At 60.4% G+C, this 13,313-nt stretch carries 12 protein-coding genes; 3 read left to right on the top strand and 9 right to left on the bottom strand.

Annotated features, from left to right (window positions below; genetic code table 11):
- Positions 1-95: 95 nt before the first annotated feature.
- From E8E95_RS00655 to E8E95_RS00670, 4 genes are all read right to left on the bottom strand, one after another.
- Positions 96-839: an SDR family oxidoreductase gene (locus tag E8E95_RS00655; RefSeq protein WP_280347333.1), complete on the bottom strand. Its 744-nt coding sequence runs from the start codon at positions 837-839 to the stop codon at positions 96-98.
- Positions 840-929: 90 nt separating this feature from the next.
- A complete protein-coding gene (locus E8E95_RS00660; RefSeq protein ID WP_280347335.1) occupies positions 930-2,078 on the bottom strand; it encodes a hypothetical protein in 1,149 nt (382 codons plus the stop codon).
- 214 nt (positions 2,079-2,292) lie between these two features.
- Positions 2,293-3,393 (bottom strand): zinc-binding dehydrogenase, encoded by a 1,101-nt coding sequence (locus E8E95_RS00665; RefSeq protein WP_280347337.1) that lies wholly within the window; start codon positions 3,391-3,393, stop codon positions 2,293-2,295.
- Positions 3,394-3,677: 284 nt separating this feature from the next.
- A complete protein-coding gene (locus E8E95_RS00670; protein ID WP_280347339.1) occupies positions 3,678-3,812 on the bottom strand; it encodes a hypothetical protein in 135 nt (44 codons plus the stop codon).
- 230 nt (positions 3,813-4,042) lie between these two features.
- Here E8E95_RS00670 and E8E95_RS00675 point away from each other — a divergent pair, with 230 nt between their 5' ends.
- Entirely contained in the window at positions 4,043-4,831 is a 789-nt protein-coding gene (locus tag E8E95_RS00675) for a 2-oxo acid dehydrogenase subunit E2 (RefSeq protein ID WP_280347341.1), read from the top strand.
- Positions 4,832-5,268: 437 nt separating this feature from the next.
- Here the strand turns inward: E8E95_RS00675 and E8E95_RS00680 are convergent, their stop codons facing one another.
- The 5 genes from E8E95_RS00680 to E8E95_RS00700 all read right to left on the bottom strand — a co-directional run bounded on the left by E8E95_RS00680 (position 5,269) and on the right by E8E95_RS00700 (position 11,511).
- Positions 5,269-5,487: an amidase family protein gene (locus E8E95_RS00680; RefSeq protein ID WP_280347343.1), complete on the bottom strand. Its 219-nt coding sequence runs from the start codon at positions 5,485-5,487 to the stop codon at positions 5,269-5,271.
- Between the two features lie 108 nt (positions 5,488-5,595).
- Complete coding sequence (locus E8E95_RS00685) at positions 5,596-6,510, bottom strand: hypothetical protein (protein ID WP_280347345.1); 915 nt, start codon at positions 6,508-6,510, stop codon at positions 5,596-5,598.
- A gap of 8 nt (positions 6,511-6,518) precedes the next feature.
- Positions 6,519-7,643, bottom strand: coding sequence for a nitronate monooxygenase (locus E8E95_RS00690; RefSeq protein WP_280347347.1), 1,125 nt, complete (start codon positions 7,641-7,643; stop codon positions 6,519-6,521).
- A 14-nt stretch (positions 7,644-7,657) separates the two neighbouring features.
- On the bottom strand, positions 7,658-9,757 hold the full coding sequence (locus E8E95_RS00695; RefSeq protein WP_280347349.1) for an acetate--CoA ligase family protein: 2,100 nt from the start codon (positions 9,755-9,757) through the stop codon (positions 7,658-7,660).
- A 923-nt stretch (positions 9,758-10,680) separates the two neighbouring features.
- Positions 10,681-11,511: a GntR family transcriptional regulator gene (locus E8E95_RS00700; RefSeq protein ID WP_280347351.1), complete on the bottom strand. Its 831-nt coding sequence runs from the start codon at positions 11,509-11,511 to the stop codon at positions 10,681-10,683.
- A gap of 238 nt (positions 11,512-11,749) precedes the next feature.
- Here E8E95_RS00700 and E8E95_RS00705 point away from each other — a divergent pair, with 238 nt between their 5' ends.
- Positions 11,750-12,529, top strand: coding sequence for a glucose 1-dehydrogenase (locus tag E8E95_RS00705; protein WP_280347353.1), 780 nt, complete (start codon positions 11,750-11,752; stop codon positions 12,527-12,529).
- The gene (locus E8E95_RS00710) at positions 12,526-13,311 is read left to right on the top strand and encodes an SDR family oxidoreductase (protein WP_280347355.1); all 786 of its coding nucleotides are present in this window, start codon (positions 12,526-12,528) and stop codon (positions 13,309-13,311) included. The genes E8E95_RS00705 and E8E95_RS00710 overlap by 4 nt, the downstream gene beginning before the upstream one ends.
- The last annotated feature ends 2 nt before the right edge of the window (positions 13,312-13,313 follow it).

Here is a 13,313-nt window from a genome sequence, read left to right on the forward strand (position 1 = left end):
AGCGCTCCCTATCAAGCGATGTAATAAGGCAGAGTGCGACTGCGGTCGCGAGGACGCCCCCCCCTGCCCAGGCTTAACCAACAAAGCTCAGCCCCTCAGGACTTGAGCACCGGACCGGCAGTCAGACCTCCATCACAGACGAATTCGGAGCCGGTGCTGTAGCGACTGGCATCGCTCGCTAGAAACAGCGCGAGTTCGGCTACTTCCTCCGGCAGCGCCACGCGCCCCATCGGGGTACTTTTGCCAGCGTTCGCCGCCATGTCACCCAGCATGGGCGTGGCCACCGCTGAAGGATGGATGGAATTGACCCGGATGTTGTAAGGCGCGAACTCGATCGCCGCCACCTTAGTCATGCCACGCACAGCCCACTTGGTCGCCGAATAGCCGATGGTTCTCGGCGTCCCGGTCAGGCCAGCAGCCGAGGACAGGTTGACGATGCTGCCACTGCCCGCAGCGCGCAACGGCTCGAACACGGCCTGCATGCCCAGAAAAACACCCAACTGATTGGTCCGGACCATGCGCATGTAGCGTTCGGGGGTTTCATCCTCGATCGCCGCGACGGTGAAGATGCCCGCAGAATTAACCAGGATATCCAACCGGCCGAAATCCCTCAGGGTGCTCGCCACCGCCCGCGACCAGGACTCGGGCTCGCTCACATCCAGCGGGAGCAGCAGGCGGCCCCGTTCATGGCGCTCCTCGCTGACGGCTATGTCCGCCACCACGACCGTCGCACCCTGCGACTCGAACAGCTCTGCGATGGCAGCACCGATACCCCGCAAAGCGCCGGTGATAAGGGCGACCTTGCCGCCTAGCGCGAGTGCTTTTTTCGTTTCCTGCATGGAGCACTCCTTGCCGAGGACAGCGCGACAGGGCGACAGGGCAAGACCGGGTGGGATCACCCGGTCCGCCCAGAAGGCATGTACTGCCTGTCAGCCAACGTAGCGAATGGCGAACACCGCGCCGTCGGGATACTTGAAGTTGCCCGAGGAATAGCTATGGCCCATGTTCGTCACGATCATCCGGTCGCCGGCGAAACCGATTAGGTTCTGCCCCGCCTGGATATTGGAAGCAAACACATGCTCCTTCCCTTCGGCGTCACGATGAATGATGGAGGTGGTATAGGGCAGCGCCGCACTGGAATCTCCTTCGGCCCAATGCACGGAGGACATGAAGCCCGCATACTCAGGACGGAACGCCTCACCCGCCAGCGGACCAAAACCCTTGGGCGCGCGCAGGGTGGCACCGCCCTGCAGAGCCTCGATAGGCTGCGAATGGACGGTGCCATTGGCGATGCGGTAGTGAGCGGTGCGGAACTCATGAGTCTGTTCACCGCCGAAGTTGGTGCTCCATTTTCCTTCGAGCACCAGCATGTTCTCTTCACCCACTACCTGTGGGTCTGCATAGAACAGGCGATAAGGCATGACCGGGCCTGGGCCTTGCTCTCCATCCATCACCAGCCAGGGGCTGACTGACCCATCCGGCCGCACGGCGTAGATGGTGCTGTTGTGCATGGAGAAGATAAGCAGGAGCCCTTCTTCCGGCGTGCCCTTGCGGCCGAACACACCCGGCAGTAGCGCCCCTGAAATCTGCTCCTTGCCTGAGCGTGGCGCGATGGCGAACGGATACGGAATGCTTTCACCCGGTGCCAGACAATAGATCATGTGATCCATCACTGCGCCGCGGCGATGGGGCACAACCTGGCTGCAGAAGAAGATGTGATTGCCCCAGTCACCCCAGTCCGCAGGGGCGATGATCGGACGAAACACGCCTGCCTGCCGCCCCACGCCTGGCGCCATCAGGGTTTCCCAGCGATTGTCTGCATGCAAACGGTAAAGCCCGCCATGCCCCATCGACCAGTCGGTTTCTGCCTGGGGCTGGCCACCGATTTCCGAGATGAGAATGGAGCCGTCGGGCTGTCCCCAGGCGCAATCTTCACGCCAATCCCAGAAAACTTGCGGGTCATAGAGGAACTCGCCACCCGTGACAATGGGCTCTACAACATAGCGCGGGTCATGAACCTCCACCTTGAAGCGGGTCAGCTCACGCAATTGGTCGGAGGTAAAACAAGCGTTGCTCATGTCCGTACATCCTCTACTTGTAATAGCCGCTGACGGTAGCGCAACAATTTATACTACGTCAACTTGGGTAACCATGTAAGCATTAATCGTCAGTACTGCCCGCACAATGGGCTATCGGCTGCTGATTGCAGGCGCCACCCACGCGCGAGATCGCCGCCCGCGGCTGCCGGAATATGCGACAGCGACGGCCTCAGCGATGGAAGCTCCGGACGTATCACTCGGCCGAGTAGACCACGACCGAACGCACGGCCTCGCCATTGCGCATCATGTCGAAGCCTTGGTTTATCTCGTTGAGTTCGAGGTGATGGGAAACCAGATCGTCCAGGTTGTATTGGCCTTCCACATACATGTCGACGAATCGGGCAACATCTTGGCGCTTGGCGCCACCCATCAGCGAGCCGGTCCACTTGCGGCCGCTCATCAGCGTGAAGGGAACGGTGCTGAGCTCCTGACCTGTCGGAATTACACCGACGCATACCGAGAGTCCCCATGCGGGGTTAGTGCTCTCCAGGGCCTGACGGGCCAATGCGGGAACCCCGACGCACTCGAACGCGAAATCCACGCCCATGCCAGTAAGCTTCTGAACTTCGGCAACGACGCTCTCGACAGCCTTCGGGTTGATGAAATCAGTCGCTCCGACCTTGTTCGCCACCTCGGCTTTCGCGGGATTGGTGTCGATCGCGATGATGCGCGAGGCGCCGGCGATCTTCGCCCCCTGGATCACGCTGAGACCCACGCCGCCTGTGCCAAACACAGCCACTGACGATCCCGGCGTGACTTTGGCGGTAATCATGGCCGCACCCAATCCGGTTGTTACTCCGCAGGCGATGCAGCAAGCATGGTCGGTCCGCGCTTCCTCGCTCACCTTGACCAAGCTGTCGACCGGCACGACGGTCATTTCGGCGAAGGTGCCGAGCCCCATGTAGGAGGCAATCGGTTGGCCATCTAGCGAGAACGGGGTTTTCGTGGACTGGCGGCGCACCAACATCTGCACGCAGAGATTGGTGCGTCCGGATTTGCAGAATGCACATTCGCCACAATCGGGAACCAGATACGGAATGACCCGATCGCCAACCGAGAACTCGCTGACGCCCTCTCCCACTGCAACTACATCACCAACCCCCTCATGCCCCAGCACCACAGGGAAGGATTGGGGAATCTTGCCCTCGAGCGCACTCAGATCCGAATGACAGAGACCAGTGGCCTTCAGCTTGACCAGGACCTCACCAGGGCCGGGATCGGCAAGGGTCACTTCGCGAATCTGCAGAGGTTCGTTCGGAGCAAAGGCAACGGCCGCTTTAACCTGAGTGGGCATGGGTACAACTCCTGTTCTTGTTGGTCTTAGTGGCGTAGGCCAATAGCCGGCCAGCTGGTGGTTCTAAATGTAGGGAGCAGCACTGGAGCCGCTCACTAGAGATAGTCGAGCAGCCCGCCAAGAGCCTGGTTACCCTCGGCTCACACGGCTCGGAGAACCAAGTCGTTCTTTTGGTAACCACGACGAACATCCTTGGCAAAGCCGATAACCGAACCTCTGCCTCTGGTCGCTGCTGGCATGCCTCCTACGCCCCGGTCATGCATCGGCGATCAAGTACCGAGCAGTCACCGCTGCGCCGTGTGCGCCATGGTGGCGAGGAAGATACGAACGCCCTGCTGGATGACTTTCGACAACCACGGCCGACTCCAACGTTTCAGCGGGCACTCCACCGTGTGAGGCATGTGATCGAACCGGGGCATGAGCGAGCTCCAGGCGGAAGTTCTTGTTTTTCCGAGGCGCCGGTCATGCGCCATGCGGCTATAGCGTCAAGCGAGTCGTTCTCGCCTGAGTCGAGCCAAACGTAGTTAACCTAGGTACCTATGTCAAGTGGATTTCCTCTGACCGGATCAACGAACATCACCTCTTGAAACGTAGATATAATAGTTATATAAGTTTGATTAGAAAGCGACAGCATCGAGGACCTGCAACAATGAGCAAAGAAGTCGAGTCTCCGGCCGGCGGCGAGGTGCCCAAGGCTCAGGCGGACAAAAGCGTCCCGACGAGAACCGAAACTAAGGACGAACTGGCACCGACCGCCGTACCGGATAGCGTGCCCCACAGCATGACGCGCATGACCATTGCCCGTCGGCTCACCGAATCGAAGCAACAGGTCCCGCATTTCTATGTGAAGGGCGCCTGCCGAATCGACGCCCTGCTCTCACTACGCAAACGCATCAACGCAAAGGCCGAAGTCAAAACATCCGTCAACGATCTCATCGTCCGCGCCGTTGCCCTCGCCCTGCGTGAGGTCCCGGACGCCAACGTGTCTTGGGGCGAGAAGGCCATGCTCAAGCACCAACAGGTCGACGTGGCCGTTGCCGTTGCCACACCGCGCGGCCTGGTCACCCCGATCGTCCGCAACGTCGAGCAGAAGCAGCCGCAGGAAATCGCCAGCGAGATTCAGGAACTGGCTTCCCGTGCACGCGCCGGCAGACTCAAGCCGCATGAATATCAGGGCGGTACCGTCACCGTTTCCAACCTGGGGATGTTCGGCGTCGAGGAATTCAGCGCCATCATCAACCCGCCACAATCGATGATTTTCGCCATCGGAGCGGGCAAGGAGCAGGTAGTCGCGAATGCCGGCCAAGTCGAGGTCGGCACCCTGATGAACGTCACCGTCTCGGTCGACCATCGCGCAGTGGATGGCGCCGTGGCCGCGCAAGTCTTCGCGGCCTTCAAGCGCCTGATCGAACAACCCGAAGCTTTGAGCGCTGCGTAATACGCAGGAAACCTCGCATCGCTTTTCGATGCGAGGTCTTTTTATTCCCGAAAGCGGCTACGAGTTCAGGCTCCAGCCGCTTCTTTTTTGCGTGCTGCGCTCAACACAGGGACGGGACGCGACATCAGGCATGGATCGGCGGCAGGCGCTGCTGCCAGGGGCAGGTATTTTCAAGTTGACCATGGGAGCGAAGCCGCCACTGCCGCCGCTGAGCCTCCACTGGAAGCCCCGTCGAGCGGGATTAGATCTCAGAGGGTTGCGAGCTGGCCCATGCAGTCTCGAATCGGTTGTCGGCGCACTGAGTAATTCCGGCACATTGGTACGTCCGACAACGATCATGCCGGCATTTTCTGCGCGCCGGACGAACTCGTCGGTTGCGTCCGAGCGAATATCGAGATCGGCCAGGAGTTGGCTGGCCAGGTAGTTCGCCGCTCCGGCTACGACCACATCCTTAACCAATACGGGAGCGCCCTTGAGAGGCCGCTCAGATCCTTGGCTTCCGCCCTCCGCAACGCCTTGTCGAACTGGCATTCAATGTTGGCGTTCAGCTGGGGATTTACGCGCTCAATCCGTCGGATAGCGGCCTCCGCCAGCTCCCGTGGTGACACATCATCGCGCCTGAGCAGTTCGGCCTGGGCGATGGCGTTCAGCGTCAAAAAAATCATCCTGTGCAGTGTGAGATGCCAATGAATCGTCATGCATGTCGCAGCCCCAGAGAACGCCAAAAAAAGGGCCGCGATCTCTCGCGGCCCTTTTTCACCAGTTCACTCGAACCGAGTGCTCAATAACCAGTCGATCACACGAGCGGCAATGACGTCGTTGTTGTCTTCCATCATCAGCATGTGGCCATTTCCATGGATACCCTCCTCAGGAAGGTAGTCCAGACTGATATTCGGCGACTGTCCCGACAATGCTCTCGCCTGCGCCACATCGCGGAGCGTCAAGGTGCCACCTTCAGGCGGCAGGTTGTCGCCCCAGATCAGGCGCACGGGGATTTCCGGGAACTCAGGGTCATCCAGGCCGGGACATGTCTGCGCCGGCTCGACCGAGGCGATCGCCATGACCTTGCACGGCCTGTTGAGCGCCGCCGTCCAGCCTAGATGCCCACCTTGGGAATGGGTGATCAATACGACCTTGCCGAGCATATCGATGAGTTCCAGCAAGGGCGCCAGTGCCCTGGGGTCACTGCGCCCGGGCGTACCACCGGCGATAGCGCCCGGAACACCAAAGTCAGGCCACAGTTGTGCGCCATAGCAGTGGGATTGAGAAAGCGGAAAGCGTCCACCACCGCGCGCGAAGCGTTCGCCCATCTCAAGGCCGCAGGTGAATGCCGATCCAACAGGTTCCGCTTCTTCCACGAAAGGGTTCAGTCCGGTCAGGTCCGGTGCCGAACGGCCGCGCCAGGCCTGGTCGATCACCAAGGTTTCGAAGCCGGCGCGCACGAAGAGCGTTTGCCATCCTTCCCGGCCATCCGGCGTTGTTTCCCAGGTGACACCGGAGTGCATACCACCGTGAACGAATATGACAGGAAACGGGAAGTGGCGTTCCTGGGGAACCAGGCGCTGCACATACATCGCCCCTGACACTTGGGTCTCCGTCCCAAAAATCCGATGCTGCACCTGACGCAGTGCGCCCCCCACATAGAAACTCTCCAGGGCGGCGAGATTCAGAGCGTTCATGTTTCCCCCTATTCTTCCAATGCCGTACACAGCTCACCGAATGCATCGGCGAATTCAAGTTTGAAAGTCTCCACCACTTCCCGCGAGGAGCGGATGCTGTCGACCAGACCGACGCCCTGCCCCACAAAATAGGTAACCAGCTCACGCGCCAGTGGGTTCCCGGCGTCCGCCGCGCGATCAACGGCAGCCAGGGGCTGATTGCTAAGCATGGGCATAAGCGGCATGGGCAGGGCTCCCGGGCTGTCCGGCCCTTCCCAGGCATCGTGCCAGGCAGAGCGCAATTGACGGCAGGGTTTGCCAGTTCGCGCGCTGGAGCGGACGGTATCCCGCGAAGTCGCCTGCACCATTTTTTCGCGAAATGTCTCGCTGGTTTCCGCTTCGGTAGTGGCCAGCCAGATCGAACCGGTCCAGGCACCTTGGGCTCCCATAGCCATGCAGCCGGCCATCTGCTGACCGGTCATGATGCCGCCCGCGGCCAGTACGGGGACGTCGCGAATGGGCTTGATCGCACGAATGACTTCGGGCACCAGCACCAGGGTCGAGACCTCACCGCAATGTCCGCCGGCTTCGCCCCCTTGGGCCACGATGATGTCAACGCCAGCGTTGACCTGGCGAATGGCGTGTTCCTTCGCGCCGACCAGGGCCGCCACCGGCACGCCATGTTTACGACCACGGTCGATCATGGATTTCGGCGCAATGCCGAGGGCGTTCGCAATCAATCGGATCGGATGCTGGAAGGCTACGTCCATCAGAGCTTCGCCTACATCCGACAAGGTCGGCGGACGACGGCGATTGATGACGTTTTCCGGGGCGATCTTTACGTCGTGCCTGGCGAGCAGTTCCACCACGAAGTCGCGATGCCTGGTCGGAATTCTCTCCACCAGCTCTTCGAAGCTGATGTCCGAGGAAACGGCCTGGTGCTCGGGAATAAGGATGTCGATGCCGTAGGGTTTGCCATCGACATGGGCATCGATCCATTCCAACTCCATCTTCAGACTTTCGGGCGTGAAGCTGCTGCCACCGAGCACGCCAAAACCACCAGCACGGCTGACCGCAGCCACGACATCTCGGCAGTGACTGAAGGCGAAAAGGGGAAACTCGGCGCCGGTCATGCGGCACAGTTCGTTATTCATGGAGCCACCTCTGCTTATTGTTGTTTGGCACGCCAGATGGCGAGGGCATCGAGGGCCTCGACGGCAGCACCATCGACACGCAGCGGATTGATTTCCAGGGCATCCAGTTCGCCGCCAAGTGCCAGCGCGGCATCACCGATCCTTGCAATGACACGGGAGAGTTCATCCAGATCGGCCGGCTTGGCGCCGCGGTACCCGGTGAGCAGCTTGTGGGCCTTCAAGCTGCAGAGCATGCCCTTGGCCTCGTCCGCCGACACAGGCAGCAAGCGAAGCTGCGTATCTCCCAGCAATTCGACCCAGACACCGCCAAGCCCCACCGCCAGCACCAGCCCCCAGACCGGGTCGCGCGCCACGCCCACCAACAACTCGACGCCACCCTGACGCATGGGCGAGACGATGACACCCTCGATGCGGGCGTTCGGCTTGGCCGTCTGAACATTGCCCATGATGCGGTCGAAGCCCTCGCCTACCGCCTCAAGCCCGACCAGGTTGAGTAGCACGCCGCCGACTTCGGTTTTGTGCTGGATGTCAGGGGACAGAATCTTGAGCACCAGCGGCCCCTCGAGCGCCTGTGCCGCCGCTTCGGCGTCGGCGCGGCAGCTGACGACTCGCTGTGGAATGACCGGCACCCCGACCGAATCCAGAAACGCCAGGGTTTCGCGTTCCGTGCCTGGTTTGACCTGGCTAGCGGTCGACCGGGACCGCTCGGCGGGCAGTTCACACCCTTGATTCCGCGACCACTGATAGAGATTGCCAATGGCGCGCACGGCATGATCTATCCCCCCGGTTAATGCCGGCAGGTCATTGGCCTTGAGAAGGTCGAGGCCATAGGCGGTCACCGGCTTGAGGATCTGCTGGATGAGGCAACCGCGTGCCCCGGAGGCAAGGAAGCCCTGGGAGACCTCGCGCATATAACCTGCCGACATGGGCGACGCAGTTTCTGGTGACGACGGTATCTCGACCACCACTCCAATGAAGCCTATACCGGGGTCCTGGCTCAGCGCCTTGATGGCGCCGGAATAGATTTCCGGGTTGCGCATCACTGCCCCGGTGACGTCCAAGGGGTTGTGAGCGGTCCCGAAATCCGGAAGCAGTCGCGACAGAGATTCGAGTGTCACAGGGGCAAACTGCGGGAACGAAATTCCCGCTTCCTCGCCCCGGTCGGCAAAAATCTCGCAAGCACCACCGGACGGGGAAACCAGCGCGAAGCCTTTGCTTGTATCGATGGGGCCAGTGGCGGCCAGCAGATCCGCAGTGACGACCAAGTCTTCCAGGGACGAGACCCGGACGATGTTGTAGGCATCGCAGACCGCCTGGAACACCCGGTCATCCCCGACCAGAGCGCCAGTGTGCGCTTGGGCAACGGTAGCCGTGAGCTCACCGGTACCGATTTTCAGAATGACGATGGGCTTGCCGGCGCAGACAGCAGCACGGGCAGCCGACTCGAAACGTTGCGGGTCGCGAATCGACTCCGCGAACACCGCAATGGCGCGCGTGGCCTGATCGTCCACTAGGAACTGGATGACATCGGCCATGTCCACCATGGCCTCGTTACCCATGGCAATCGAGTAGCTGAGGCTGACGCCCTGCTGATGGGCAAAAGCGCTAATCATGGCCGCCGTAGCACCGCTCTGACTGACCAGACCGACGCGCGGGCTTTCCAGAGTCGGCAGTTTGATCGGAATGGCGGAGAGCGAGACGTTGTCGACGAAATTCGAGAAGCCGAGGCTGTTGGGCCCAATCAGGGTAATGCCGAGCTCGCGCGCGCGCTCGAAGATCCGAGCCTGCTCGACCGCCCCCTCTTCGCCTGTCTCGGCAAAGCCTGAAGTTACCACTGCACCGAACCGGATACCGCCGGCCGCCATATCCTCGATCGCATCAAGCAGGGCAACAGCAGGCACTGCAATGAACGCGGCGTCCACATTGCGAAGCTCGCTGCAAGACTGGACGGTCTTCTTGCTCAGGGCGTCCGTCCCCCGACGGTTCACCAGGTGCACGGAGCCGTCAAAATTAAGCGCCTGGAGACTCTTGGCTACCAGGGCCGACCAGGGGTTCTTGTCAGACGCGCCGATGATTGCGACAGAGCGAGGCCGAAACAGCTTCTCCAGTTCCATTACCGACGCACCTTCTTATTAGATAAATTAGTTAGCTAAGTTATAGACCCCTAATCCGAACAAATCAAGCGTGCAGTGGGCGGTGGCATGGCTGCGAACCATACTCGGAATTCGGCACCCAACCGGTCGGAGCTCACACTCCAGAGCAGGAGAAACGCGGAAAGCACTGCGCATGTGGTTCCCGCGCGGCGCTCGTCTGATCGTCTGTTTCCACCAGCTAGGTAAAGGTTCTTTGGAGTTATGCCGTATCGCTGGAAGCAAGTACGAGGGAACGAAGATTCCGATATATAGCTAGTCCGGCAAGCTATCTCGCCATCAGCAGCGAGTGGGATCGAAGCAATGCCGCGCCAGATCGATGGTGCATTGTCGCCACGTGCCGCATCTACGCCGGACAGATGTGGACGAGGAGATTCTTGACAAATCTGGCCCGCGACATACCGACGTACTTCACCAGCATGACGAATGTCCATGGACGCGTTGGGGCGCCGGGACTGGCAAAGCGGAGCAACGCCGGCACCAACGTGGCCATAAAGCTCACGCTCAGGATAGATATCGCCCCTGCAGCACCTCGACGAAGTCGCTGGTACTGAGCGGCGCATCGACAGCGCCAATTTCCACAGTCAGAGTCATCGCCAGCCAATGCCAGCGAAGGGCTTCAAGTACAGGGGCGGACATTGGCCTACGAGGGATCCCAACTAATTTCAAGGACTGAAATGAATGACGCGGGAGCCAGCAGAGCTGGATGATTGCGCCCCCACACCAGAGGATCTGCATGGATTCTTTGCGGGGTTGGAGCACATGAGGAATGGTCTGCGGTATCGGAAGAGACCGCAGCAGCACATTTAGATTAAAACAAACAGACACACCGATGGATGTAACGAAACGGGTGCGTGGCACGCGCCACCACCCGTCCTCATCAGAAGTCAGGCAGGCCCGGCAGTCACAGAGTTGGAAATCAGCTTGCGCTCACCCAGTTTGGTTCGATCGAGGAAGTCAAGGGCGCGCTCCATGTAGCGCTGCCAGAAGGCAGCCGCCTCATCCACCTTGCCCTTCTCCAGCAGATTGCACAGGGCGTCGTAGCCCGAGACCGTCTTGGCCATGTTCTTGTGCAAGGCCTCCGCCGAATCACCGTGCTCGGTGAGGTTGATCGAATAGATGCCGTGAGAAATGGTCTGCAGCACACTCAGCAGCATCGCGATGGTCTTGTTACCCGATGCGCGCGCCAACAGATCGTGGAAGCGGTTGGTGCCGGTGACGATCTCGACATACTGCTTCTCTTCCAGGGCTTTCTGGAGATAGGTCACGCATGCTCTCAACTCTTCGCACGCACCTTTCAGCGCTGCACTGTGCCCTTTCAGCGAACGAATAACACCGGGCTCGAAGAACATCCGCGCCTGGTGCAGGTCACGCATGGTGACGCCGTCGGCAGCAAGCATGAAGTTCGCATACTGAGCGACCTTTTGGATGCTGGGCCCCAGAATCGTAGCCCCCGAACGCATGCCGCGCCCGATGCTGATCAGCCCTTCGGCCTCCAGGATGCGCAGCGCCTCGCGCAAGGTTGGTCGCGAGACGTTGAACAACTCCAGCAACTTGCTCTCCGGCTGCAGCATCGAGCCAGCCTTGAGATTGCCGGAAGCGATCTGATCGCGCAGCCGCCCTGCCACCATGTGTGAAAGCTTGGGAAGACGCAGGTCGTCCCCGATCGAGGACATCAGCACGCTGTCGCCGCCATTGTCGCTGGCCTTTCTTGCCATCGTAATCTCCTGAAACACGTTACCGTGACTATGTCACGTAGTAGATAACTTAGCCAGTTGTTTATCTAACTATACCAAGCCAAGGCCCTGAATTTCCTGCACTCAGCGCCCACTGCCCCATCAGAAAGGTCTCAAACGCCTGATTGGATCGCACGCCAACCTCTATTGCATCCCACCTTGTTTAGCACTACATTGCAAACATAGCTAACGAGGTTAGCCAAATAAGCGAGGATGCAGCGTGACTGAACCTGAACTGGCAGGCCAGGTGGCCCTGGTAACTGGCGCAAGCTACGGCCTGGGACGTGCGATAACCGAAGAGCTGCTGAAACGCGGCGCGAAAGTGATGCTGACCGACATCAGTGACCGCGTGGAAACCACCACTGCGGAGCTCGTTGCCGCAGGGCACCCGGTGGCACACGTGCGGCTTGATGTCACCGATCGCGCATCAGTGGATGCCGCGGTCCGGGAAACCGTTTCCCGCTTCGGGAAGCTCGATATCTTCGTCAACAATGCGGGCTGGTCGAAGGTGATGAAACCCATCCTCGAGCTCACCTCCGAGGATTGGGACGCCTATATGGACATCAACATCCGCGGCAATCTGTTCTGCATCCAGTCCGCAGCTGAAGCCATGATCGCCCAAGGCCATGGTGGTCGAATCATCGCCATCGCCTCTACCGCAGCATGCAAGCCCTACAGGCGTGCGGCGGCATACTGCACCAGCAAATCGGCCATCCCCATGCTGGCTAAAGCAGCGGCTCTGGAGCTGGGTGAGTTCGGCATCACTGTCAACTGTGTAGCGCCCGGCCCCACCACCACTGAAACCAACCTGGCACACAGTTCAGGCGCCATCGACCCGAAGATCGGCGAAGAGAAACGCCGTCGCGAAGCACTCATCCCGCTGGGCAAGAACGACCCCGTCGACATTGCCACCGCAGTCGCTTACTTCGCATCTCCGGCTGCGCGCCGGGTCACGGGCCAAATGATCGTGGTGGAAGGCGGCGGGTTGCTGTTGTCATGAGTCAGGCCAGCGCGCTCCCCGAACTTTTTGAGCTGGCCGGCAAGGTCGCCGTCGTCACCGGCGCAGCGTCTGGCATCGGTAAAGCCACCGCGCGCCTCCTGGCCGCAGCCGGGGCGAAGGTCGTAGTCGCCGACAAAGACTTGCCGGGAGCGCGAGCAGTGGCCGAGGAGCTGGGTAACAACAGCTTCGCCGTTGGCTTCGATCTGGCCAACGATGACTCGATTCGTGCCTTGTTTCAGGGCGTCAACGAAAGCTGTGGCCGACTGGACATCCTCATCAACAACGCAGGCATCTATCCCCGCTACGCGCTTCAAAGCGTCACGGAAGCCCAATGGCAGGACATGCAGAAGGTCAATGTCTGGGGTTGCTTCGTGGTACTTCGAGAAGCAGCCCTGCTGATGCGTGAGGCGGGCAACGGCGGTCGAATCGTCAACATCTCCTCCATCGGCGGGATACGCACCGCTGTCCATCATCAGGTGACCTACAACGCCTCGAAGGCCGCGCTGGATTCGATTACCCAATCCGCAGCGCTCGAGTTTGCCGGCGACAACATCCTGGTCAACTCCATCTTGCCGGGCGCAGTGGCGCCGCTGGACCCCAAACCCAAGCCGGCCAGCCATACATCACCGTCAGGCCCGCTGCTTACGCCTGGTCGAATTCTGCTCGGGCGCGCAGCCCATGCCAACGAAGTTGCCGGGCCGATTCTGATGCTCGTTAGCGCAGCAGGCGGCTACATCACTGGCCAGACACTCATCGTCGATGGCGGCTTTTCCATTTCCTGAGG

The sequence above is a fragment of the Pseudomonas sp. BN414 genome (assembly GCF_029871275.1).
In the GTDB taxonomy this organism is placed as follows: domain Bacteria; phylum Pseudomonadota; class Gammaproteobacteria; order Pseudomonadales; family Pseudomonadaceae; genus Metapseudomonas; species Metapseudomonas resinovorans_C.